Source organism: Marinomonas sp. BSi20584, assembly GCF_002792415.1.
GTDB lineage: Bacteria > Pseudomonadota > Gammaproteobacteria > Pseudomonadales > Marinomonadaceae > Marinomonas > Marinomonas polaris.
In genome coordinates, this window is sequence record NZ_KZ454877.1 from 1 (window position 1) to 24318 (window position 24318).

Annotated in this window: 22 protein-coding genes; 4 read left to right on the forward strand and 18 right to left on the reverse strand. The window is 43.0% G+C overall.

From position 1 onward, the window contains the following. The coding region (locus tag TY87_RS09745) for a LysR family transcriptional regulator (protein ID WP_100186939.1) at window positions 1-846 on the reverse strand (846 nt) is incomplete at its 3' end. 111 nt (window positions 847-957) lie between these two features. Between TY87_RS09745 and TY87_RS09750 the strand changes: the two genes are divergently transcribed. Beyond that, window positions 958-1728 carry a class II aldolase/adducin family protein gene (locus TY87_RS09750; RefSeq protein ID WP_100186940.1) on the forward strand — a complete coding sequence of 257 codons (771 nt, stop codon included), beginning with the start codon at window positions 958-960 and terminating at the stop codon, window positions 1726-1728. Window positions 1729-1876: 148 nt separating this feature from the next. Next, a complete protein-coding gene (locus TY87_RS09755) occupies window positions 1877-4153 on the forward strand; it encodes a copper amine oxidase (RefSeq protein WP_100186941.1) in 2277 nt (758 codons plus the stop codon). Between the two features lie 293 nt (window positions 4154-4446). Here TY87_RS09755 and TY87_RS09760 read toward each other — a convergent pair whose 3' ends face one another. From TY87_RS09760 to paaF, 16 genes are all read right to left on the reverse strand, one after another. Beyond that, complete coding sequence (locus tag TY87_RS09760; RefSeq protein ID WP_157789890.1) at window positions 4447-5277, reverse strand: helix-turn-helix domain-containing protein; 831 nt, start codon at window positions 5275-5277, stop codon at window positions 4447-4449. A 104-nt stretch (window positions 5278-5381) separates the two neighbouring features. Beyond that, window positions 5382-6410, reverse strand: a complete 1029-nt coding sequence (locus TY87_RS09765) for a TRAP transporter substrate-binding protein (RefSeq protein ID WP_072838257.1) — start codon at window positions 6408-6410, stop codon at window positions 5382-5384. A gap of 145 nt (window positions 6411-6555) precedes the next feature. Beyond that, on the reverse strand, window positions 6556-7884 hold the full coding sequence (locus TY87_RS09770; RefSeq protein ID WP_072838258.1) for a TRAP transporter large permease: 1329 nt from the start codon (window positions 7882-7884) through the stop codon (window positions 6556-6558). Window position 7885: 1 nt separating this feature from the next. Next, window positions 7886-8419, reverse strand: a complete 534-nt coding sequence (locus tag TY87_RS09775; protein WP_072838259.1) for a TRAP transporter small permease — start codon at window positions 8417-8419, stop codon at window positions 7886-7888. 85 nt (window positions 8420-8504) lie between these two features. Further along, the gene (paaZ, locus tag TY87_RS09780; protein WP_100186943.1) at window positions 8505-10574 is read right to left on the reverse strand and encodes a phenylacetic acid degradation bifunctional protein PaaZ; all 2070 of its coding nucleotides are present in this window, start codon (window positions 10572-10574) and stop codon (window positions 8505-8507) included. 126 nt (window positions 10575-10700) lie between these two features. Then, entirely contained in the window at window positions 10701-11774 is a 1074-nt protein-coding gene (gene paaE, locus TY87_RS09785) for a 1,2-phenylacetyl-CoA epoxidase subunit PaaE (protein ID WP_100186944.1), read from the reverse strand. Window positions 11775-11810: 36 nt separating this feature from the next. Further along, window positions 11811-12344, reverse strand: coding sequence for a 1,2-phenylacetyl-CoA epoxidase subunit PaaD (gene paaD, locus TY87_RS09790; protein ID WP_100186945.1), 534 nt, complete (start codon window positions 12342-12344; stop codon window positions 11811-11813). Next, window positions 12331-13092 (reverse strand): 1,2-phenylacetyl-CoA epoxidase subunit PaaC, encoded by a 762-nt coding sequence (paaC, locus tag TY87_RS09795; RefSeq protein ID WP_100186946.1) that lies wholly within the window; start codon window positions 13090-13092, stop codon window positions 12331-12333. The genes paaD and paaC overlap by 14 nt, the downstream gene beginning before the upstream one ends. A gap of 7 nt (window positions 13093-13099) precedes the next feature. Then, complete coding sequence (gene paaB, locus TY87_RS09800) at window positions 13100-13381, reverse strand: 1,2-phenylacetyl-CoA epoxidase subunit PaaB (protein WP_072838264.1); 282 nt, start codon at window positions 13379-13381, stop codon at window positions 13100-13102. A 20-nt stretch (window positions 13382-13401) separates the two neighbouring features. Then, window positions 13402-14394 carry a 1,2-phenylacetyl-CoA epoxidase subunit PaaA gene (gene paaA, locus TY87_RS09805; RefSeq protein WP_072838265.1) on the reverse strand — a complete coding sequence of 331 codons (993 nt, stop codon included), beginning with the start codon at window positions 14392-14394 and terminating at the stop codon, window positions 13402-13404. 178 nt (window positions 14395-14572) lie between these two features. Continuing rightward, a complete protein-coding gene (gene paaK, locus TY87_RS09810; RefSeq protein WP_072838266.1) occupies window positions 14573-15892 on the reverse strand; it encodes a phenylacetate--CoA ligase PaaK in 1320 nt (439 codons plus the stop codon). Between the two features lie 271 nt (window positions 15893-16163). Further along, window positions 16164-17378: a 3-oxoadipyl-CoA thiolase gene (gene pcaF / locus TY87_RS09815; protein WP_100186947.1), complete on the reverse strand. Its 1215-nt coding sequence runs from the start codon at window positions 17376-17378 to the stop codon at window positions 16164-16166. Next, on the reverse strand, window positions 17371-17835 hold the full coding sequence (gene paaI, locus TY87_RS09820) for a hydroxyphenylacetyl-CoA thioesterase PaaI (protein WP_100186948.1): 465 nt from the start codon (window positions 17833-17835) through the stop codon (window positions 17371-17373). Before paaI ends, pcaF begins: the two co-directional genes overlap by 8 nt. Continuing rightward, the gene (paaH, locus tag TY87_RS09825; RefSeq protein WP_100186949.1) at window positions 17825-19363 is read right to left on the reverse strand and encodes a 3-hydroxyacyl-CoA dehydrogenase PaaH; all 1539 of its coding nucleotides are present in this window, start codon (window positions 19361-19363) and stop codon (window positions 17825-17827) included. Before paaH ends, paaI begins: the two co-directional genes overlap by 11 nt. Window positions 19364-19365: 2 nt before the next feature. Then, window positions 19366-20157 carry a 2-(1,2-epoxy-1,2-dihydrophenyl)acetyl-CoA isomerase PaaG gene (gene paaG, locus TY87_RS09830; RefSeq protein ID WP_100186950.1) on the reverse strand — a complete coding sequence of 264 codons (792 nt, stop codon included), beginning with the start codon at window positions 20155-20157 and terminating at the stop codon, window positions 19366-19368. Between the two features lie 42 nt (window positions 20158-20199). Beyond that, a complete protein-coding gene (paaF, locus tag TY87_RS09835; RefSeq protein ID WP_100187060.1) occupies window positions 20200-20985 on the reverse strand; it encodes a 2,3-dehydroadipyl-CoA hydratase PaaF in 786 nt (261 codons plus the stop codon). A 357-nt stretch (window positions 20986-21342) separates the two neighbouring features. Here paaF and TY87_RS09840 point away from each other — a divergent pair, with 357 nt between their 5' ends. Then, on the forward strand, window positions 21343-21930 hold the full coding sequence (locus tag TY87_RS09840) for a phenylacetic acid degradation protein PaaY (RefSeq protein ID WP_072838271.1): 588 nt from the start codon (window positions 21343-21345) through the stop codon (window positions 21928-21930). 115 nt (window positions 21931-22045) lie between these two features. Next, window positions 22046-22969, forward strand: a complete 924-nt coding sequence (gene paaX / locus TY87_RS09845; protein WP_072838272.1) for a phenylacetic acid degradation operon negative regulatory protein PaaX — start codon at window positions 22046-22048, stop codon at window positions 22967-22969. A gap of 84 nt (window positions 22970-23053) precedes the next feature. Here paaX and TY87_RS09850 read toward each other — a convergent pair whose 3' ends face one another. Then, window positions 23054-24310 (reverse strand): 2-oxo acid dehydrogenase subunit E2, encoded by a 1257-nt coding sequence (locus tag TY87_RS09850; RefSeq protein ID WP_100186951.1) that lies wholly within the window; start codon window positions 24308-24310, stop codon window positions 23054-23056. Between the last annotated feature and the right edge of the window lie 8 nt (window positions 24311-24318).

The following is a 24318-nucleotide window of genomic DNA, read 5'->3' on the forward strand; positions in this document are numbered from 1 at the left end:
ATCTGCAGCAGTTGACACACAAACATCTCGCCATAACGTCGGCTCCACAATTTCTATCGCCTGCATCTGATTGGCCTGCTGTAAATGATAAAAAGCAGATGTGGGTGACAACAATACCCCATGCCCATCCACCACATAGCGCAGTGTCGTCATTAATTGACCAAAAGCCGGCTTGTGGGGCAACTTAATACCCGTTTTCTCCTCATATTGACTCAAAACATATCCAAGCGAATCACGAGGGCCTGTGACAATCACTTCATGGTGGGCCAGCTCTGAAAATGTAATAGTTTTTGCTCCACTCAATTTTTTATATGATGCCACTTTGGGATCACAACCAACTGCAAGAAACAGCTTTTCTCGAAACAGCTTTATTTGACGTATTTGACTTATATCTGACCCATCAGGCGATGAAATAGCTATATCTATTTCCCCTGATTGCAGTTGATTGGATAAGTTGTAAGACAGCCCAGCATGAAGATCTAACGTAATTTTAGGATAACGTTGCTCGACTAGTGCCAATAATGGCACCGAAATAATATTGCCAATTGGCTGTGTCATTCCAATTGATAAAACACCCGAGGGTTCATGTTCAAACTGATGCACATCGCATTTTGCTTGTTCCATTTGACGCATAATCGATTCTGCATGGGCGAGAAAAATCTGCCCACTCTGCGTCAACACCACACCACGAAAGCTACGATCAAATAAATTAGTACCAAGTTCATGCTCTAAGTTTTCAAGCTGCAAACTAATACTAGGTTGGGCAACATCTAATGCTCTTGCCGCTGCTGCGATGCTATTAAGCTCGGCTGTTTTTAGGAAAAAGGTGAGCTGCTTACTATTCATAATTATTATGGATACATAAAAAGTATTGAGCTATACCATATTTATTTTTGTTTTTTATAGCCAGTTTTTTATTTAGCCTATCAACAAAATAACAACACAAAGAGAGAAGTCATGTCTTCAACAAAGCGATATTTTGAAAAACCTAGTCGATTTAGTGATGCAGAATGGCAAGCTAGACTTGACCTAGCCGCCATGTATCGAATCTTTGCCTACCTAAAATGGGATGAATCCATTTATAACCATATTTCATTGCGAGTACCTGGCGAAGATGCACACTATTTGATTAATCCTTTTGGTTTACATTACAGCGAGATCACCGCTTCCAATTTGGTTAAGGTCGACCTAAAAGGCAATATCGTTGGTCATTCAGATTGGCCGATTAACCCTGCTGGCTTTACCTTTCACAGCGCGATTCATGACAAAGTAGAAGGCGCACATTGCGTTATGCACGTCCACACTACGCCTACTTTAGCTGTTTGCTGTTTAGAAGAAGGGATTTCTTACAGCAATTTCTACTCGGCGCAAATTTACAACAAAGTGGCTTACCATGACTTCGAAGGCATAACACTACACATGGATGAAGGCCAGCGCATTCTTGACAGTGCAGATGGCAAACCTATTTTAATGCTAAGAAACCACGGCCCTGTCGTCATGGGCACAACATTAGCTCAAGCGTTCGCTCTAATGTGGTTAGTCAATCGAGCTTGCGAAGTACAAATGGCGACCATGTCGATGGGGAAAGTAAGAGAAATCCCTGAAGAAATCTGCAACAAATGCACTGCGGACTCTCTACCATTAGACCCCAAATACGGTGCTGGTGAAGACGTATTTGCCGCGATGAAACGTATTATTGAAAAACAGGATCCTTCCTATAAACAGTAAATACCATTCCCACAACTAGTCTTATTATTTGATGTGCCAGTAAATTTAATAAATATCGATAGCGTTCCGTTTTTTACAATACTCATTTACATAATTCTCTTTGAATGAAGGGGGTTACAAATCTTGTAAAAACACACTGGAGCAATCGATGAATAATAAGAAAAATACTATCGTAGCCGCCGCAGTTGCGGCTCTTTCTCTCATTACTAGTAATACTGTAATGGCCCATGGAGGATCCCCCAACTATATAAAAATAGAGGACTCTCTCAAAAATTCTGGCGCCTCTTTTTTCTACGACAAAACAGCAAAAGAAGTGCATATTGCATTAGAAAAAGTGCATGCCTGTATTAAAGTTGGTGCAATGGAAGCCGAAGTAAATGGCAAAAAAATCCACCTTGATGCTCCTATCAAACTTGAGCATGGTAATCTTTTAGTAGAGAGTGGATTTGCTAATGATCTCTTTGAAGAATATGTTCCTCAAACTATTTCTATCAGTGATGCCAAACACCCTTTAGATCCCTTATCTCAAGCAGAAATCACCTTAACTCAGCAAACCGTCCAAGCTTCTAAATACTTCCGCAGCAATCTACGCTTTACTGAAATAAAATTAGCAGAGCCTGAAAAAAACAAAGTGTGGGCGTGGTCATTTGGACAGAAGGAAGACTTTCAGCGTCTGGCGAACTTTACGATTTTAGATGGTAAACAAGTCATTGAAGGCACCATCAATTTAGAAACAAAAATTGTCACTCGCTGGCAGCCAATCAAAGATGTTCACGGAATGGTGATCTTGGACGACTTTGTCGCTGCCCAAGAAATTATTGAAGGCAGTAAAGAGTATGCTGATGCACTTAAAAAACGAGGTATCAGTAATGTTAAGGAAGTCGTTGCAACACCGTTAACCGTCGGCTTTTTTGATGGGGAAGATGGGCTAAAAGAAGACGATCGCCTATTAAAAATAGTTTCTTATTTAGACATTGGTGATGGCAATTTTTGGGCCCATCCTATTGAAGGCCTAGTTGCTGTTGTTAACCTCGAAACCAAATCCATTGAAAAAATTGAAGACAGCGGCGTCATACCTGTTCCAATGAAGCCAAACCCTTATGATGGACGAGATCATAAAAATAAGGCATCCGTAAAACCAATTGCCATTTCAGAACCTAAAGGTACTAATTACAAAATTTCTGGCAACACTATCCATTGGCAAAACTGGGATTTCCACCTAAAACTTGATCCACGTGTTGGCCCTGTTCTCTCTACGATGACGTACAACGACCAAGGCACCAAACGTAAAATCATGTACGAAGGCTCCCTTGGCGGAATGATTGTCCCCTACGGTGACCCTGATATTGGTTGGTATTTTAAAGCGTACCTAGATTCAGGCGATTACGGTATGGGAGGACTTACTTCTCCTCTTGAGTTGGGTACTGACGTTCCACCTAATGCCAAATTATTACCAGCAACCTTAGCTGATAACAGCGGTGCACCTTATACGATCCCTAATGCCATCGCGATATTCGAGCGCTATGCTGGCCCAGAATACAAACATAATGAAATGCTAGGAAGCGGAGCAGGAAATCAAAGCCGTGCGCGCAGAGAGCTTGTGGTTCGCTGGGTAAGTACCATCGGCAACTACGACTACATGTTTGATTGGGTATTGCTAGCAAATGGTACGATCAAACTAGACGTTGGTGCATCGGGTATTGAAGCCGTGAAAGGTGTGAAAACCAAAACCATGCACGATGCTACCGCTAAAGATGACACTCGTTACGGCACTCTGATTGATCACAATATTGTGGGCACTACGCACCAGCACATCTATAACTTCCGTTTAGATCTAGATGTTGACGGTGAGAAAAACTCCTTGGTAGAGCTTAACCCTGCGGTTGAAAAAAATACTTCTGGAGGTCCACGTAAAAGCGTTATGGTCGTGAATCAGCATACCGTGAAAGACGAGCAAGAAGCGTCTCAAAAGTTCGATCCATCCACTATTCGCTTGATGAGCAATGCAAACAAAGAAAACCGTATGGGCAACCCTGTTTCCTACCAAATCATTCCATTTGCTGGGGGAACTCATCCTATCGCCAAAGGTGCTCTCTTTAGCAAGGATGAATGGATATTCAAACGCGTAAACTTTATGGATAAGCAAATTTGGGTCACCAATTACAAACCTGAAGAACGTTTCCCAGAAGGTACTTACCCTAACCGTGCTAAAACAGATACCGGTCTGAAGGTGTTCATTGAAGACAATGAGTCTATTGAAAATAAAGATAACGTATTATGGATAACAACAGGGGCGACACACATAGCTCGTGCAGAAGAGTGGCCAATAATGCCAACTGAGTACGTGCACGCCATGCTCAAACCATGGAACTTCTTTGATCAAACACCAACACTTAATCTGCCAGCAGAAACAATGGAAAAATAGAAATATATCAAAGTAGGGGCGAATAAGAGCGATTTAACAGCTTGTTCGCCTTTTCCTTCTTGATATTTGAGCAATGTTAAAAAAGTGACAGCTGAAATCACAAAGCTAATGGAGTGTAGAATTATATAAACTCACCATTCAAACTAACGTTTAAGTAGGATGTATTAAGTCATCTAGGTAAAGAGCTGGGGTTAGTAAAAAAGAATCATTATTATCTAGCGATCTTTTCTTGATGAGTCACTAGGAAAGGTATTGGCTGTTTGATACTCAGCCAATACCCTACTAATAAATAACTACTTAATAAGGTCAGAAGCATCGTTTCTAGTAAGATTAATATCAAGCATTTTCTCCAAAAAACAACTTGGCGTCATCTGAGTAAAAAATTTAAAATCTTTAATTAAATGAGAATCATCATAGTATGAAAAACCCATAAAATCTGTGTGATTATTTTTTTGAAAACTTTCACCATATAAAACATCACTAATAATATTTTGAAAGCGAACAATGCGACTATATTGCTTTGGCGACATACCAATACTTTTATTGAACTTCTTTCTAAGCAATCGCTCACTTATCCCTATATCATTTGAAATATCTGTAATTCTCTTTGTTCCGTGGCTGTTTATAATTTTATCTATACAATAATCAATCAAATCTACTTTGTAGCCATCTAGCGCACCAGATTCTTTCAGCCAGTTTTCTAAAATTTTAATGCGAGAAGAAAAGCTAACAGCCAACGTTAAATCATCTAATAAACATGAATCGTCTTTAATAACCGCGCCCAATGGAATACCAAGATTTATTATTTCAGCATAAGGTATAAAAGATAATCTTCGGCTAACAGAAGTTGAAATACGAATGCCACAGTACATTTTTTCTTGCTGATAATTAATAGTCGTTGGTGTAATGACAGATCCCCAAAGGATGGCAGATTGGCACCCATCATCACAACAAAACTGAAAATCAGCACAACCGTCTGCAATAACAATAGTTTCGTTAAAAACAGAAGTGCTAAATTGATAGTAAAGAACTGAAATATTGGAGTAATGAACAATACGTTCATTATAATTATTAAAGTCTAGTGCAAAACAATATTGAGCAGGAATCGAATGGTGGGCTTTCATATAAACCTCTTTTTTTAATAGTAGACTCCTTTCTAATGTTGAATAAAAAGCCATTATCAATATTGATAATGGCTTTTTGATATCATCCGCAAAACATCTAGGTGTTACTGACTTAATTCGCTTACATTTTTTCTAAAGTAAGCAAGTGCTGCTTTTGCATCCACTTTACGATCAGATACAGAGTCAATCCACGCCTGATCTATTCCCTCTTCTAATTTGTCCATATCTTTTACGATAGCATCATCTTTAGAAAGATAGACCACGTTCACACCGTTCGCTTTTGCCTCCAAGATGCCGTCTTGATCTTCTTTACCCCAAGCTGCGCCAGCGAGTCTTGAAAGCTTTTCACCTGATACACTCATGATAGCGTCTTGGTCTTTTTTGCTAAGACTGTCTAGCGTATCTGGGTTCATCACAATACTAAATGCGGTGGTATAAAGCCCTTTAGGGAACAAAATAAGGTCAGTCGTCACTTCATTTAATCGCAAGGTCTTTTGCTGCGAAGCCGGTAAAAATGTGCCATCTACCACACCTTGCTGCATCATTTCATAAGATTTAGGTGCAGGAGCAGAAACGGGTGTCACTTCTAAACGTTCAGCAAGAGTATTCACCAAACCACCACCAATACGCATTTTTTTACCTTTTAAATCGTCTAACGATTTGACTGGAAAGTTGGTATTCAACTGACCTGGACCATGTACAAACAAGGCAAGCAATTCAAGACCTCTGAATTCTTGGTCTGCTTTGAAGAATTTTTCATAGGTATGCCACAGCGCCACAGAACCAACTTCTGCATCGGTTATTTCACCTGGGATTTCAGCCACACTGGCTAACTTAAATCGACCTGGCAAATAAGCGTTAACACTAAAACCTACATCATATACACCATCTTCTACGGCATCGAAAATCGTTTTAGGATCACCAGTATAGTTTTCGATAACCACTTCAACACGGCCCTCAGTCGCCTTTTCAACCCACTGCTTCCAAGTTGGCCAAACAATTGAGTTTTGCGAACTCGTTGGCGGTAACCAAGTAGCAACATGTAAAGTCGTCTCTGCAGCTGAAGCCAGTCCGGATGCTAAAATTGATGTACCGCAAACTGCCCAAAGTAGATTTTTTTTAACACTAATCATATTTATTATTCCTATAGTTTATGATTTACATTGATAAAAAATTAGCTCTCTCATAACAATGACTTTATATAAAATCAGTAAAAACCTCATAATTATGTAAAGTCAAAAACACCCTAACCATCAATAAAACACATTTTAAAAATCATTAGTCATATAAAAAATTAGGCAAAAACATCGATACAGGAACGATAAACACAATGATCAAAAGTCGAATAATATCCACACACCAAAACGGTGTAACACCTTTAAAAATAGTGCCCGCTTTTACATCTTTTAATACCGCACTTAATACAAAGACATTCATCCCGACCGGCGGGGTTATTAAGCTAATCTCCGTCACGACGACAACAACAATGCCAAACCAAACAAGGTCGAAGCCCAAGCTAGACACAAGAGGATAAAAAACCGGCACTGTCAGTAGCAACATGGAAAGACTTTCGAACACCATTCCAAGAATGATATAAATGGCGAGGATAACCATAATCACCAGCATAGGACTTAATTCCAAGGCCGTGACAAAACTCAATAAGGCGTCAGGCAAACCAGCTCGGGTAATAAAGTCCGAAAAGATAAACGCCCCGATCACAACACAAAACAACATGGCAGACGTTCGCGCTGTATCCACTAAGGTCTCAACGATTCCTCCAAAGCTCAGACTATGCCGAGCCAAACCAATAATTAGTGCTCCACCTGCACCAATACCAGCCGCTTCAGTCGGTGTAAATACACCTAAATAAATACCGCCCATCACAATAGTGAAAAGCAATAAAACGCCCCAAATACTCTTTAGAGCAACCATTCGTTCTTTAAAACCCATTCGCTCCCCAGCAGGGCCCGCCTTAGGGTTTCGCCATACAACGTAACGAACAGCACACATATAAAGAAAAATGCCCAACATCCCAGGAATAAAGCCAGCCGCAAATAACTCACGAATACTGGTTTGTGTTAGCAAGCCATAAATAACCAGAATAACGCTAGGAGGAATCAAGATGCCCAGTGTTCCACCTGCAGCGATAGATGCCGTTGCCAGACTATCCGCATAACCAAACTTACGCATTGGTGGCATAGCCACTTTTGCCATGGTTGCAGAAGTGGCCAAACTAGAACCACAAATAGCCGAAAAGCCACCACAAGCTAAGACTGTCGACATAGCTAGTCCACCTTTTCGATGCCCTAAAAAAGCATAAGAGGCGTTATATAATTCCTGAGATAAACCAGAACGAGTCACTAAATTCCCCATCAGAATGAACAAGGGAATCACTGATAAATTGTAGTCTTGTACTGTTCCTATCACCCGACTGGACGCCAGTGTCAGCGCTGAAGTCCAACGAAAAGACAGTACATTATCAAAACTTAGACCCTGCAAAATAGCAAAACCTAAAAAGCCAACCACTCCCATTGCAAAAGCGATCGGCATACGAATGATCAGAATTAAAAACAACAGAACGGCAAAGCCGATTAATACAACTGACATGCTACTCTCCAAACTGCTGTGATTCGTTATTGCCTTTCAGTACGCGATACGCACCGTAAGTCAACATACAAGCTGCCGTGATCCAGCTCATAATGGCGATATATTCGGTTAAATATCCAGTTGGTATTTTTAAATACTCGCTAACTTCTCCACGACGCAGAGAGCGCTCAGCCAATTCATAAATACGAATGGCTAAGAAATAAAACGAAGAAGAGATAATAAATACTGAAAATATTCCAAGAACTTTAACGATACGACTGCCTAAAATATGATCCAGCAAATCCACAACCACATGACTACCACGCCATGTAATCAACGGCATTTGAGCAAAAACCATAATAGCCAAGCCCATTTGAGTCAGTTCAAAGGCACCATTAATAGAATTATTAAACAGATAACGGCCCACCACATCCACACAAGTAAGTGCCATCAACAAAAACAAAACCGTTGCAGAAATCCCTTCTAATACCAAACCAACCCAGCGATAGAGGTTTGGTTCTGGGTAATTTTTATCAATCCAGTCTCTTATCGACATAACAACTCCTAAATTCTTTTATTGTTTTAAACTAGGTAAAATGCGCAAGACTTGAAAAAGGGAGAATAACTCCCCCTTGTAATAATCAATCAAATTGCTTTTTAACTAAAGTTAAAATGTCGTAACTGGCAACTAATTCATCATGCTGGTTAGTAACTTGAACGTCCCAAACCACCACACCTTGAGGTTCGCCTTTCGGACTTAACTTGCCTTGGTCAATTTTGCGTTTGCAGGTTAAACGCGCGCGAATGGTGTCTCCAATTGGAACTGGAGTGATAAAGCGCAAGGTATCCAAGCCATAATTTGCCAATACCGGACCTTCTCCAGGAGAAACAAATAAACCCGCGGCAGCCGATAAAACAAAATAACCATGGGCAATACGCTGCTCGAACTGAGAATCGCGTGCAGCTATATCGTCGAAGTGCATATAGAAATGATCACCGGACAAACAACCAAAGTTCACTATGTCGGTTTCCGTAACAGTACGTCGATGAGTAAGCAAAGACTCGCCAATGCGAAGATCTTCGAAATAACGACGGAATGGATGCACATCACTTTCATAGGTTTCGCCACCACGAACATATTCTCCGGTAACCGCAGACAACATCGTTGGAGAACCCTGAATAGCAGCACGTTGCATGTAGTGTTTAACACCACGTATACCGCCTAATTCTTCACCACCACCAGCGCGTCCTGGACCACCATGCTTTAACATTGGCAGCGGAGAGCCATGTCCGGTAGATTCTTTTGAGGATGCTTCGTTCAATATATGCACTCGGCCGTGCCATGCGGCTAAAGCAGGCACCACTTTTCTTGCAATCTCAGGGTCTTGAGTCACTAAAGTTGTTACCAAAGATCCCTTACCACGAGCTGCAAGCGCGATAGCATGGTCGATATCTTTATAAGGCATTAAAGTACTGATTGGACCGAACGCTTCTATGTCATGCGCTCCGCCTTCTGCATCTGGATCATTACTCAGCAGCAAGGTAGGTTGCACAAAAGCGCCTTTTTCAGAGCCTTTACCTAAAAGCTCAAAACTGTCTTCATGCCCATAAACTATGCTACTGCTTTTTAGCAGCTCTTCAAGCTGCCCTAAGACATCCTCTTTCTGTTCAAAAGAGGCCAATGCACCCATGCGAACGGTATCTAAATGCGGATTGCCAATAGACACTTTGGCAAGACGTGCGGTTAGGCGCTCTGAAACCGCCTGGACTTGATTTTCAGGAATCAATACACGACGAATCGCAGTACATTTCTGCCCCGCTTTCACAGTCATTTCACGTGCGACTTCTTTGATGAAAAGCTCAAATTCTGGACTATCGACAGAGACATCTGGCGCTAGGATAGCGCAGTTCAACGAATCTGCTTCGGCATTAAAAGGAATAGAGTTATTGATGATATTCGGTGTGACTTTTAATTTGGCGGCAGTGCTCGCAGAACCCGTAAAAGTCACCACATCTTGACCATCCAAACGATCTAATAAGTCGCCAGTACGTCCAATGATTAACTGCAAACTGCCTTCTGGCAACAAACCAGACTCTTGCATCAAACGCACACAAGCCTCAGTCAAATAAGAGGTAGACGTCGCAGGCTTAACAATACAAGGCATGCCCGCCAAAAAGTTAGCTGCGAATTTTTCTAACATGCCCCAAATTGGGAAGTTAAACGCATTGATATGTACGGCAACACCTTGGCGAGGCACCAAAATATGCGTACCAAAAAACTGCCCATCACGACCCAAAGGAAAGGCATCATCTTCGTGAATCAGGTTGCCGGATGGCAACTCACGTCGGCCTACGCTCGCGTACGCAAATAAAGTACCTGCACCACCTTCTATGTCTACCCAACTGTCATTGCGAGTCGCTCCAGTCAACAGAGAAATGGCGTATAACGACTCTTTATATTCGAGTAAATGTTTGCCTAAGTCGCGTAAACAAGACGCGCGACTTTGAAAGTCCATTGCCATTAAAGAAGCACGACCTTTGGTGCGGGCAAATTCCAGTGAACGGCCAAAATCAATGGTTTCAGCGTGTGTGTGATAAATCGTTTCACCGTTGACAGGGCTAGCTAACGCTTGTCCAGCTTGATTACCTAACCACTCCCCAGCAATAAAGCTTTGTAGAACTGGGCTTTGTAAAATATGGCTTTGGCTCATAGTGCTCTCCATCAGTGACATAAAGCCACCGTCATCTTTGTTGTTTTTATGATGTATCGATCGTATTTTTTATGCTTTAACTTTCTTTATGCTTTCTTTCATGATCAGGCGAGTAATCAAGCAGAATTAGACTTGGTCAAAATCCAATACAACCTTCTTCGACACAGGGTAAGACTGACAAGAAAGCACATAACCCGCTTCCACTTCGTAGTCTTCAAGACCAATACTGATGTCCATGTCCACTTCGCCTTCAACGACCTTGCATTTACAGGTAGAACACACGCCTGCTCGACACGAAAACGGCAGATCTGCACCATGCTCGTTACCCGCATTAAGCAAGTTTTCAGTATTCTGTTTCAGGTCAAAGCTCATTGCATGACCATCACGAATGACGGTAATTTCCGACATATCTGCATTGGCAGCAGCTTGTGCACGCTGCTCTCGTTTGCGCTCATTACCTGCCGCGGCAAACAGTTCAAAATGGATATTTTCTTCTGGTGTACCAGACTCTTTTAATATGTCTCTAACCGTTTCCGTCATGGATTGAGGGCCACAAATAAACGCCTCAGCCAATGTCTTCACATTCACCCAACGTTTAAACAAAGCACGGCATTTATCTTCATCAATGTGGCCGTTGTACAAATCGATATCTTGCTGTTCTCGACTCAAGACGAAAATCAGATTCAAACGATCCATATAAGTGTTTTTTAGATCGGCAAGTTGATCTCGGAACATGGTGGAAGAAGTAGAACGATTACCATATAAAAGCGTGACTTTACTGTACGGCTCAGTGGCCAAAGTCGTTTTTGCAATAGACAGAATTGGGGTAATCCCACTGCCAGCGGCAACCAATAAATAGTCACCATGACGGGAAGGATCAAGCTCTGAATAAAAGTGCCCTAGCGGTGGCATTACCTCAAGAACATCACCAACCTTAATCGAATCATTAGCAAAGGTAGAAAAAAGCCCATCAGGCACACGCTTTATTGCTACTCGCATTTCATTGTCTTGAACGCCACTGCAAATAGAATAAGAACGACGTACTTCTTGGCCATCAATTTGAGTACGTAGTGTCAAAAATTGACCTTGTTTAAATTGATAGCTCTGCGCTAAATCCTCAGGGATATCAAAAGCGAGCGAAATAGAATCACGAGTTTCACGACGTAAATCTGAAACGGTAAGTGAGTGAAATTGATTCATCTGTGTCTCCACGGCCACGTTATTTTTATCTATGGCTCAAATGCATTTAAAATAATCAAACGGTTCTAAACAGGACTTACACCGATACAAGGATTTGCAGGCTGTCGAGCCGAATTCACTTAATTGCTCAGTGTCTTCACTACCACAATTTGGACATTCAACTTGTGTAATTCCCGACAACAAAGAGCGCTTGCTTGAGCTCCCAACTGGAGGCGCAATCCCGTAGGCTTTAAGGCGACTTCGACCCTGTTCGGTAATCCAATCGGTTGTCCAAGCTGGATCTAAACGCTGCGATACTTTCGGGTGTGAAAAGCCCGCATCTTGCAGCGCATCACGTATCGACGTTTCGATATATTCTGTCGCAGGACAACCTGAATACGTTGGTGTGACAACTACATAAAGATGTCCATCCGCCCAACTGACGTCCCGAACAATACCAAGGTCCATCACACTCACCACAGGTACTTCAGGATCCATGACGTCTTCCAGCACGCTATATGCTTGCTGGATATCGGCCTCGCTCCCTGAACGACCTTGTTGGTCGGTGGTAATTAACTCACCAGCTTGCATTGGGATAAGCTCGTTGTAAGAACTGCATTTCTGCCAATAACGTCCCCAAATGTTCTGAATGCATACCTGTTCGAGCACTCAAATAGAAAGTGTTTGGTGCATCAGGAACCGTTAACGTCGCTTTAGCGAATACTTCGTTTACTGTCGCCAGCCATTGTTCCGGCAATTCGGTAAGCGCCGGAATTTGTCCTGATTCAGACAGAGCCAATTCAGCGTCATTTTTTTCAACCAGTTCAAAGGTAAAACGCCAAACGATATCTACTGCTTTTTCCATGCGTTGATGGCTTTCTTCGGTACCGTCACCTAAACGTTCAACCCATTGAGATGAGCGACGCAAATGGTAAGTCACTTCTTTTAATGATTTCGCTGCAATCGCCGCAATACGCTCATCGTTTGCACCTTTTAGCATCGTAAGCAGGTGAAACTGCCAAGCGTCATAGAAAAACTGTTTTGTCATGGTGACGGCAAAGTCACCATTAGGTTGTTCTACCAATAACAAATTACGAAACGCACGCTCATCACGGCGAAAAGCTAACGTATCGGCATCTGTACCGTCGTTAATTCGTTCAGCGGCGTATTCATACCAATTGCGAGCCTGACCGACTAAGTCAAGACCGACGTTCATCATGCCCATTTCTTCTTCAAGAGCTGGAGCACGACCCGTCCACTCGCATAAACGCTGAGCTTGGATCAAGGCACTGTCACCAAGACGCAATAAAAATTCAGTTAATTCATCGTATTTAGTCATAACCACCTCACATATGCCCTACTTCATCAGGCAGCTCATAAAAGCTGGCATGACGATAGACTTTGTCTTCTGATGGATCGAATAAAGGCTCTTTCTCATCACTCGCGGTTGCTGTGATTGATGCAGATGGCACAACCCAAATACTCACGCCTTCATTTCGACGCGTATAAAGGTCTCTGGCATTTTCAATGGCCATTTCAGCATCCACTGCGTGAACACTGCCAACATGCTTGTGATTTAAGCCGTGTTTACTACGGATAAATACTTCAAAAAGTGTCCATTCAGACATGGGAGATACCTCAAAATTAGTTAGGCAGCAGCCTGTTGTTTTTGTTTTTTGTTTGCATGGGCTACCGCCGCTTCACGTACCCAAGCTCCGTCTTGAATCGCATTTCGACGCGTTTCCAAACGCTCTCGATTACAAGGGCCATTGCCTTTGAGAACCTCGTAGAATTCTTCCCACTGAATCTCACCAAAGTCGTAGTGACCACGCTCTTCATTCCATTTCAAATCAGGGTCTGGAACTGTGCAGCCTAATAGCTCTAGCTGCGGAATGGTTTGGTCAATAAAGCGTTGACGCAGTTCGTCATTGGTATGGCGTTTGATTTTCCATGCCATAGATTGAGCCGAGTTAGGAGACTCTGCATCACTTGGGCCAAACATCATCAATGACGGCCACCACAAGCGATTGATGGCATCCTGCACCATGTCTTTTTGTGCTTGGATGCCATGGCGCATCATGTGCAAAAGGATTTCGTAGCCTTGGCGTTGATGAAAGCTTTCTTCTTTACAGACTCGGATCATGGCGCGGGAATAAGGACCGTAAGAGGTACGCTGAAGGGGTACCTGATTGACAATCGCAGCACCATCAACCAACCAACCAACAGCACCCATATCAGCCCAATTAAGTGTTGGGTAGTTAAAAATACTCGAATACTTAGCACGGCCGGAATGAAGCTTTTCAATCTCTTCATCGCGATCCGCACCGAGCGTTTCCATCGCGCTATACAGATACAAACCATGGCCCGCTTCATCCTGAATTTTGGCCATAAGTTGCAACTTACGTTTCAAGGTTGGCGCGCGGGTCACCCAATTACCTTCTGGCAACATACCCACAATTTCAGAATGAGCATGCTGGGAAATTTGACGGATCAAGGTTTTGCGATAGTTATCTGGCATCCAGTTTTTAGCCTCGATTTTAATCTCGGCATCAATTTTTTCCTGAAATGCCCTTTCTTCTGGCCCCATTTCAGCTAGGGATTTTATTGCTTTCGTCCCTGTTTCAACCTGTTGTGCGTACATGAGAACATCTCCAATATCGTAGAAATAAGTCAGCTTCTTTATAAAAGAATAGACTAATGATACATAAATTCAAATTAATTTTTAATTTTATGTATCATTTAATATTCTAATTTTTTGGCAACAGAAAATCCTAGCCCCTTAAAACAAGAGGCTACTCTTTATCAAATAGAAAGATTAATTAAACGGAAATTCGTTCGTCGTAGACGTGTTTAGCCTTGCCCTCTGAACGAGCTATGCTGCCTATTTCTCTGAGCTTAACGTTAATGCTGATCCCTATAGACGACTTCACATGGTGACGCAATTCATTAATGGCACCATTGATTTTTTGCTCATCAAAACCAGCACAATCAGGACGCAGCTCAACATGCACATCCATACTATCCATATTACCTTTGCGATACAGATGTATTTCATAGTTTTCTGAAAAGTGATTTACTTTAATTACTTCTTCTTCAATCTGCGTTGGGAAAACGTTCACACCGCGAATAATCATCATGTCGTCGCTACGGCCAGTAATTTTATCGATGCGACGCATACGGCGAGCGGTTCCCGGCAATAATCGAGTTAAATCCCGCGTACGGTAACGAATCATTGGCAAGGCTTCTTTACTTAGGCTGGTAAACACCAACTCTCCCATCTCACCATCTGGCAGCACATCACCCGTATTCGGATCGACAATTTCAGGATAGAAATGATCTTCCCATACCGTAGGTCCATCCTGACTTTCTGCGCATTCCATTGCCACACCAGGCCCCATGATTTCAGACAAACCATAAATATCCATGGCACGAATACCAGCTCGCTCTTCTACTGAGCGACGTAATTCTTGAGTCCATGGCTCTGCACCAAAAATACCTAAACGCAACTTAAGCCCAAGCGGATCGATGCCTTGTTTTTCCATTTCATCTAGCAAGTTCAACATATAAGATGGCGTCACCATAATAATGTCAGGCTGAAAATCTTGAATCAGACGCACTTGCTTTTCGGTTTGCCCACCAGACATTGGAATAACCGTACAACCAAGACGTTCGGCACCATAATGTGCACCCAAGCCGCCAGTAAACAGGCCGTAACCATAAGCATTATGTAGCATATCGCCTTTGCGCCCGCCCGCAGCACGGATCGAACGAGCCACGATGTTGGCCCAATTATCGATATCATTTTGGGTGTATCCAACGACCGTTGGCTTACCTGTCGTTCCACTTGATGCATGAAGGCGAACCACTTGATTCATCGGTGTCGCAAACATACCGTACGGATAGTTATCTCGTAGGTCCGATTTTGTAGTGAAAGGAAGTTTGGCAAGATCGTCCAACGTTTTAATATCATCAGGGTGCAATCCTAACTGATCAAATCGCTGTTTATACATAGGAACATTGCTATAAGCGTGATTGACTGTCCACTGCAAACGCTCTAATTGATGAGCTCGCAACTCATCAATACTGGCTGTTTCCATTGGGTCAAGTTGATCTGGATTAAACCGACTACGAATATCCATTGCTGCGCTCTCTCTGTTATTATTTTTAGAATTTAGTATTCATGGCTGTATTATTTTTTGGTAACACAACCTTATTATTTTGACTGCTAGGTAAATTGAAACCGTTTTACGACTACAACGCGACGCATGACGCCCCACAACGTCACGACAGCCCACGACGTTACGAGCGAAGCCAAGACAAGGCAAAAACAGACGAAAAAGCAGAGTTTATGGGTTATAAATGAGCATTTTGAGTCTGTTTTTAACACAGTATTGGCGAGCACAGTAGTCGTTAATCAAGTCGCTCAATCACCATTGCTATACCCTGACCCACACCAATACACATAGTGCACAAGGCATACCGCTTATTCTTAATTTCCAATTCATTTAACGCGGTGGTAATCAATCGCGCACCACTCATCCCTAATGGATGACCTAATGCAATGGCACCGCCATTTGGGTTAACTCGAGCATCGTCATCTGCTAAACCAAGCTCGCGCAATACCGCCAAACCTTGTGACGCAAAGGCTTCATTTAATTCAATAACATCCATATCCTCTAAGGTAAGACCCACTTGCTCAAGTACCTTTTTAGACGCTGGAGCAGGACCAATTCCCATAATACGCGGCTCAACACCTGCCGCCGCCATACCCAATACTCGCCCACGCGCTTTTAAACCATATGTCGCTGCAGCTTCTTCGCTTGCCAACAACAAGGCACAAGCGCCGTCGTTAACGCCAGACGCATTACCTGCTGTAACCGATCCTTTGCCATCGCGACGAAAAGGCGTAGCAAGATTCGACAACGTTTCCAAACTGGTGTCTGCACGAGGATGTTCATCCTGACTAACCACGACTGGATCGCCTTTACGTTGCGGAATCACAACTGGGATAATCTCTTTCGATAGACGTCCATTTTCTTGAGCAACAGCGGTTTTCTGCTGGCTACGCAAAGCGAATAGATCTTGATCTGCGCGGGAAATATTAAACTCTTCCGCCACATTTTCAGCGGTTTCGGGCATAGAATGTACGCCAAACTGATCTGCCATCAGTTTATTCACAAAACGCCAGCCGATCGTCGTGTCATACATATCCGCTTGGCGGGAAAAAGCCTGATCTGCTTTTCCCAATACGAATGGCGCTCGTGACATAGACTCAACACCACCCGCAATCATCAACCCCGCTTCACCAGCACGAATAGTTCTAGCTGCCAAGCCAACCGCATCCATACCAGAACCACACAAACGATTGATCGTCGAACCTGGCACACTATGAGGAAGCCCTGATAACAAAGAAGACATTCGAGCCACATTGCGATTATCTTCACCCGCTTGGTTCGCACAGCCATACAAGACATCATCTACTTTTGACCAATCAACCGTCGGGTTTCGATCCATTAGAGATTTAATTGGAATAGCACCCAAATCGTCTGCCCTGACTTTAGAAAGCGCGCCACCGTAACGTCCAATCGGCGTACGGATAGCATCAATAATAAGAGCATCAGTCATTTACGTTTTCCTGTGAAAGTATCTCGCCTTTAACGCGGTAAGATTTGCCGTGAAATATAGCGATCAATTGATCTTGTTGGTTATGAATCTCTACGTCGTAGTTTCCCGTACGTCCACCACGACTTTTCTCACGGCAACTTGCGGTCAGCACATCACCTTGATAAGCAGGTGCGACGTAATCAATAGAACAACCAAGCGCAACAGTCGGTTGGTTGTAGGTATTACAGGCAAACGCAAAAGCCGAATCGGCCAAGGTAAACATATAGCCGCCGTGGCAAGTTTTATGCCCTTGCAACATAAAGTCTTGCACTGTCATGCGAACTTGCGACTGACCCGGCGCAGAAAATAGCAACTCAATACCTAAATGCTGAGTGGCGACATCTCGCTCATACAAAGCTTGCGCGCAACGCTCAGCAAGCTGCACTTTCATCTGTTCTTCAGTAAAGTTATTGGACATGAAAGCTTCCTTCTAACATAGCGATACGACGAATTAACAAAGAAGGACGGTAACGGTCCTCACCATATGACAGCTGCAAGTTACGCAACACCATTTCCACATCAGCAACGCCAATAGAATCAGCCCACGCTAATGGACCTTTTGGGTAGTTCAGGCCAAAACACATGGCCGTATCGACACCTTCTGCCGTTGCGACGCCCTGCAAAACCGCATCAGCGGCCTCGTTCGCCAACATAGCGACCGTTCGCATCACAACCAAGGCCGGCGAATCCGCTACTTCACTTACCTTAATGCTAAGCAGATCAAGACACTGAACAACGTCATTAAACGCAGCTTCGGATGTCGATGCCGAACGACTCAATGCAAGATGAGCTGCACTCTGATAATCCAGCGCCAAGTCCACCAAAACAAGATCGCTTAACAGCTCATCTTTAGCGCGCTCACACGCCATACGTCCGTCGGTTAACGCCAGCAAGGCTCTGCCAATTTTTAGATAGCCTTTCGCCAATCCAGATACTTGTGTTACTTGAACACCAGCCTGAGACAAACGCTCAACCAATCCGGCTAGATGACCAACATCTTCAGATACTTCACACTTGATAGTATTCACATCACTAGAGGATAAGACAGAGACGACTTGAGCCTCAGGCTTTTCGGCACCCTCTTGATAAGAATAAAAACCTTGGCCGGTTTTCCGCCCTAAAAAGCCAGCATCTACTAAGTCTTTTTGAATCAAAGAAGGCTGAAAGCGAAAATCGCCATAATAAGCATCGAATACAGAACAGGTAACCGCATAATTCACGTCGTGACCAATCATGTCCGTCAGCTCGAACGCCCCCATTCGGAAGCCACCCGCCCCTTTCAACAAAGTATCCAAGGTCACACAATCCGCAACCTGCTCTTGCCTTAAACGAAAACTCTCAGCGTAAAAAGGACGTGCTACTCGATTAACAATAAAACCCGGAGTAGAAGCGGCATAAACAGGCTTTTTCCCCCAATTCAACGCGGTTTCATAAACACAGGTCGCCACATCAGAATCGGTTGCCAAACCAGACACCACTTCAACCAACTTCATAATCGGAGCCGGATTAAAGAAATGCATGCCAACCATACGTGCTGGATATTTCATTCCAGCCGCTAAACGAGTAACAGAAATAGAAGAGGTATTACTGGCTAAAATGCAGTCTGCGGCGCAAACCGATTCTAACGTATCAAAAATGACTTTCTTGACGTCGATGTTTTCAACGATGGCTTCCACTACCAACCCAGCATCAGACAAATCATCCAGCGAGTTTGCCACTGACAAGCGAGCTAATATTTGTTGCACTTGCTCAGAAGTAAACTTGTTGCGCTCTACCAATTTAGCCATCTGCTTCGCCATTGCATCGATAGCAGTTTGAGCAACACCTTCTCGATTATCATAAAGCTTAACTTGATGACCCGCTTGGGCAGCTACCTGAGCAATCCCAGCTCCCATTGCGCCAGCACCAATCACCCCAATCACCGCACTTTGATTTAAAGCAGACATAATTATTCCCCTTTAAATTCTGGAGTACGTTTTTCCATAAATGCTTTTACGCCTTCACGGTAATCCTGCGTCTGACCCGCCATTCGCTGTAAATCACGCTCAACATCTAGTTGAGTATTAAAATCGTGATCAAAACTTTGATTGAGTGCACGCTTAACAAAAGACAAACCTTTGGTTGGTTGAGTTGCCAGACGACGCGCCAACGACATTGCCTCTTCGCGCAAATTTTCATCGTCTACGACTTTATAAATCATCCCCCACTCCAGCGCTTTTTCCGCCATAAGTGGTTCTCCTAACAACGTCAATTCTTTGGCCCTTGCCATACCGATCAAACGTGGTAAAAACCAGGTTCCACCTGAGTCAGGTATTAAACCGATCTTACAAAAAGCCTGAATAAATTTGGCAGAACGCGCCGCAATAACCAGGTCGCACGCCAAAGGAATATTCGCCCCAGCACCTGCCGCCACACCATTAACAGCACATATCACTGGCATTGGAAAAGCCTGTAACTGTTTAATCAGTGGATTGTAAAAACGTTCTATTGAAATACCCAGATCAGGTGACGCGGCATTAGGATCAACATTACGATCAGACAAATCTTGCCCAGCACAGAAACCTCGCCCCTCAGCCGTTAAAACCAGCGCCCTAACCTGTTTATCTTTTAGAGCGGACTTTAGTGCTTGCTGCACTTCAAGGTGCATGGCTTCATTAAAGCTATTAAGCGCCTTGGGGCGATTTAAGCTCAGTAATGCCACACCAGAATCAACCGAATATAGAATGTGTTCGAAGCTCATTTACTATTGCCTCTCTAAAAATTGAAAAATAACGCCAGAAAATTAGCGACCAGAAAAGTTGGGCTGACGTTTTTCTTTAAACGCCATAATCCCTTCTTTCCTATCTTCAGTACCTGCCAGCACAGTAAAAGCATGGCGTTCAAAACGCAGGCCTGTTGCTAAGTCAGTATCCATGCCTTTTAGAATGGATTCTTTTGCTAAGCGCACAGCAAGGCTGCCTTTACTCGCAATGACTTTCGCCAAAGCCAAAGCTCTGGCAACAGTAAGTTCAGGTTGGGTTATTTCACTAATGAGACCAGCATCTTTTGCCTGCTGGGCATTGATAGGTTGACCGGTAAGCACCATTTGCATGGTGAGAGATTTACCAACAGCGCGTAACAGTCGTTGGGTTCCGCCTGCTCCAGGCATGATACCTAGATTGATTTCAGGTTGACCAAATTGCGCATCACGACCGGCAATAAGAATATCCGCATGCATGGCCAACTCGCAGCCGCCACCCAAACAGTAACCATTAATGGCAGCAATAACGGGTTTAGAGAAACGCGTTATACGCTGCCAATATTGCTGACGCGGATCATTCAGCATACCAACGAGATCACGTTCTGCCATCTCATTAATATCGGCTCCAGCAGCAAACGCTTTCGAGCTTCCAGTAAGAACCAAAACTCGAATATCATCCGATGCCTCAGCGACATCCATAACATCGGATAATTCTGCCAATAGCTCTGTCGTTAATGCATTCAATGCTTCTGGACGGTTCAACTGTACCAACTGAACCCCACTTTCTGCCTGATGCACCACCAATGATTGGTAATTTTTATTTGTCATTTGATTCAAACACTCGATCTTATTGTTATTAATTCGCTCAGCCAAACACACTCTAGCGAGCTCAATCGCGTTTCACTTAATATAAAGATGAACCATAATTAGATACAAAACAATAATAAATTTAACTTTTTACGTATCCCTTTAGTTAGATAAACAAATAAAACCAACTCATTAACGAAAAATGAATTTAAAAATCAAATACTTAAAATTAAAAACTATGATTTAAAATTCATTAAAGCAAAAATAAATCTTGATAATTTTCGAATTTAACGTAAAAAAACGAAAGAATTTAAAACATATCGACACAAAATAATCTAAAATTAAAGAAATAAAGAACCAAATAAAAAAGGAAAAAACATGCCTTACTACAAAATAGATGGTGTCACTCCTGTCGTACACCCTAGTGCATACGTACACCCAACCGCGACGCTGATTGGCGACGTAATCATTGGAGAAGGCTGTTATGTTGGTCCAGGAGCCTGTTTAAGAGGGGATTTTGGACGCATTACTATGGAAGAAGAGTCAAACATCCAAGACAACTGTGTTGTTCATGGCTTTTCTGATAGCCATACCATCATTCGTAAACATGGGCACATTGGCCATGGCGCCGTTTTACATGGCTGTATCGTTGGAAAAGATGCTCTGATCGGCATGAACAGTGTTGTCATGGATTACGCTGAAATCGGCGAAGGTTCAATCATTGCTGCATCTTCATTTATAAAGAATCGCTTTACTTGTCCACCTAGATCTCTGGTGATGGGCTCGCCAGGAAAAATCGTTAGATCCGTCACAGATGACGAATTAAAATGGAAGCAAACAGGAACACGAGAATACATAGAACTCTCCAAAAGATGCCTAACTTCGATGGTTGAATGTATTCCACTCAATGCCATAGAAGAAGATAGACCAACACTGCAAAGTCGGTTACATCAGCCAAAAGGCTAGTACATTCCTATGTTGCAATGCACTTAGTCTACCCTTTAAGACTATTCCACTTTACTAAGCCGGACAGGTTTAAGAGAATGACCTCTGGCTTAACTCACTGGATCACCAGTCACCAATGAACAGAATTAATACTTTAGATACTTTAATCACTCGTTTTCAACAGCAAAAACCCATTCGAGCATCATCTCTCGTCATCACTTTATACGGTGATACGATTGAACCTCATGGCGGAACCGTTTGGCTAGGCAGTTTAATCAAGCTGCTTGAACCAATGGGCATCAACGAACGATTAATGAGAACCACCATCTTTCGTTTGACTCAGGATGGCTGGCTGACCAGTGACAAGGTGGGAAGAAAAAGTTACTACAGCTTAACAGGTTCTGGTCGACGTAAGTTTGAACAAGCTTTCCGACGCGTGTACAGCGCCAACCAAACCGTATGGGATGGTTCTTGGTGTTTAATCATGACACAACAATTGTCTGCCGAGGAAAGAAAGCAGCTACTAGACGATCTCAACTGGCAAGGTTTTGGCGTACTAACTGGTCAGCTTATTGGTAGTCCAAACACCAATCTAAGTGACGTAAATACCGTCTTAGCCTCATCTGGTTTACAAAGCAAAGTCATTGTATTTAAAACACATCAACAAGAAGAGCTAGCAGGAAGACAGATTCGAATGCTAGTAAGAGACTGTTGGGAACTCGATAAACTTGGCGCTCACTACCAAGAATTCATCAACCTGTTTCGCCCTGTATGGCAAGAACTTGATGAAAAAGACAATCTTGACCCTGAATCCTGCTTCCTAACTCGCACTCTATTAATCCATGAATACAGAAAGCTCTTGCTGCGAGACCCACAACTACCTGAAGAGCTCCTACCGGGAGACTGGGAAGGCAGAGCCGCAAGACAGCTATGTCGAAACATTTACCGCAAAGTCACCCCAGCTGCAGAACACTGGCTAGGGAAAAACCTAGAATCCGCAGATGGGCCACTTCCAGAAGCTTCACAAGCTTTTTATCAAAGATTTGGCGGATTGAACTAATTCGTTTATTTTAGAACTACATAAATAAAAAATGGCTATCACCTTTCGGTGATAGCCATTTTTTATACATCATTTCAGTTAGTTTTAATTGGTTTTAGAAGTACCCCAGTTTTCTATCACCTCAACAAAATGACTCAGAAATAAGTTAGTCTGATATGCATCCAAGGCTCGATGATCGATACTAAGAGACACATAGCATTTTGGTCGGATGACAATAATGTCTTCACCATTCACCTCTTCCACCACGGCTCTTTTTTCAAGTTTCCCGATCCCCAAAATAGCAACCTGAGGCTGGTTGATAATAATCGGCGTAGCAAATAGGCTTCCGCTCACGCCATGATTTGAGATGGTAAATGTACCATCTCTCATGTCTGCGGCAGCCAGTTTACCTTGTCTGGCTTTGTCTGTTTGTTGCTGTAGGGCTGAGGCGATTTCAAACAAGTTCTTCTCTTGAACCTGTTTAACGACTGGGACAATGAGTCCATCATCGCCTAACGCTGTGCCGACACCTATGTTAATGTCTTCAAATATTTCCAAGCAATCATCATGAAAACGCGAATTAACGACAGGAACTTTTTGCATTGCCTTAGCACTGGCAGCCAAGAAATAAGCGGTAAAAGTCAGCTTTACACCCGCTTCTTCAAAGCCCATTTTGCACAATTTTCTATGCTCTATGATTCGCCCCATATCCATTTCAAAGACACTAGTCACATGAGGTGAAGTGTGCAGTAAACTATCAACCATATGATTCGCAATTTTCTTACGCATGGAAGTATGAGGAACCAGCTTACTTTTTAAACCATGCGATTTTTCTGCTGGGATAGAAGTATTTGAGTGACTTTTATCCTCATCAGCTCGGGTATCAATAAAGGCTAAAATATCATCTCGCGTAACACGTCCACCTTTACCTGAGCCATCAATAGAGGACAAGTTCAGGTTATGTTTTCTCAATAACTTTCTGACCGCAGGTCCAATTAAATGGCGTTTTGAGCCATCGTCAGCCACGTCGCATTTAGCAACTGCTACATTTTTCGAAGCGTCATTAGCAACAGGAGATGATGATTTATCTACCGAAACTTTATCTAACTCTGATTGTTCACCACAATTTAAGTAGCCAAGGATGGTCTTTTCATCAACATTATCACCCGATGTCGCCAAGATTTTTCTAATGAAGCCATCATTTTCAGCACACACTTCCATCGATACTTTGTCTGTTTCCAGCTCTAATATGGGATCGCCTTTTCGAACATGATCACCCTCTTCTACCAGCCAAGTAGAAAATACCGCCGCGGTTCCCTCTAAAGCACCCACTGGAAGCGTAATAGTCATTGATTCGTTCATCGTTTCCC

Coding starts and splice junctions, on each gene's coding strand:
- paaC (WP_100186946.1), bottom strand. CDS start 13,092: ATGACTAAATACGATGAATTAACTGAATTTTTATTGCGTCTTGGTGAC.
- paaZ (WP_100186943.1), bottom strand. CDS start 10,574: ATGAGCCAAAGCCATATTTTACAAAGCCCAGTTCTACAAAGCTTTATT.
- paaD (WP_100186945.1), bottom strand. CDS start 12,344: ATGCAAGCTGGTGAGTTAATTACCACCGACCAACAAGGTCGTTCAGGG.
- paaK (WP_072838266.1), bottom strand. CDS start 15,892: ATGGATATTCGTAGTCGGTTTAATCCAGATCAACTTGACCCAATGGAA.
- paaG (WP_100186950.1), bottom strand. CDS start 20,157: ATGAGCTTCGAACACATTCTATATTCGGTTGATTCTGGTGTGGCATTA.
- paaA (WP_072838265.1), bottom strand. CDS start 14,394: ATGTACGCACAACAGGTTGAAACAGGGACGAAAGCAATAAAATCCCTA.
- TY87_RS09775 (WP_072838259.1), bottom strand. CDS start 8,419: ATGTCGATAAGAGACTGGATTGATAAAAATTACCCAGAACCAAACCTC.
- TY87_RS09760 (WP_157789890.1), bottom strand. CDS start 5,277: ATGAAAGCCCACCATTCGATTCCTGCTCAATATTGTTTTGCACTAGAC.
- paaE (WP_100186944.1), bottom strand. CDS start 11,774: ATGAATCAATTTCACTCACTTACCGTTTCAGATTTACGTCGTGAAACT.
- paaB (WP_072838264.1), bottom strand. CDS start 13,381: ATGTCTGAATGGACACTTTTTGAAGTATTTATCCGTAGTAAACACGGC.
- paaF (WP_100187060.1), bottom strand. CDS start 20,985: ATGACAAATAAAAATTACCAATCATTGGTGGTGCATCAGGCAGAAAGT.
- TY87_RS09770 (WP_072838258.1), bottom strand. CDS start 7,884: ATGTCAGTTGTATTAATCGGCTTTGCCGTTCTGTTGTTTTTAATTCTG.
- TY87_RS09850 (WP_100186951.1), bottom strand. CDS start 24,310: ATGAACGAATCAATGACTATTACGCTTCCAGTGGGTGCTTTAGAGGGA.
- paaH (WP_100186949.1), bottom strand. CDS start 19,363: ATGTCTGCTTTAAATCAAAGTGCGGTGATTGGGGTGATTGGTGCTGGC.
- paaI (WP_100186948.1), bottom strand. CDS start 17,835: ATGTCCAATAACTTTACTGAAGAACAGATGAAAGTGCAGCTTGCTGAG.
- paaX (WP_072838272.1), top strand. CDS start 22,046: ATGAACAGAATTAATACTTTAGATACTTTAATCACTCGTTTTCAACAG.
- TY87_RS09840 (WP_072838271.1), top strand. CDS start 21,343: ATGCCTTACTACAAAATAGATGGTGTCACTCCTGTCGTACACCCTAGT.
- pcaF (WP_100186947.1), bottom strand. CDS start 17,378: ATGACTGATGCTCTTATTATTGATGCTATCCGTACGCCGATTGGACGT.
- TY87_RS09765 (WP_072838257.1), bottom strand. CDS start 6,410: ATGATTAGTGTTAAAAAAAATCTACTTTGGGCAGTTTGCGGTACATCA.
- TY87_RS09750 (WP_100186940.1), top strand. CDS start 958: ATGTCTTCAACAAAGCGATATTTTGAAAAACCTAGTCGATTTAGTGAT.
- TY87_RS09755 (WP_100186941.1), top strand. CDS start 1,877: ATGAATAATAAGAAAAATACTATCGTAGCCGCCGCAGTTGCGGCTCTT.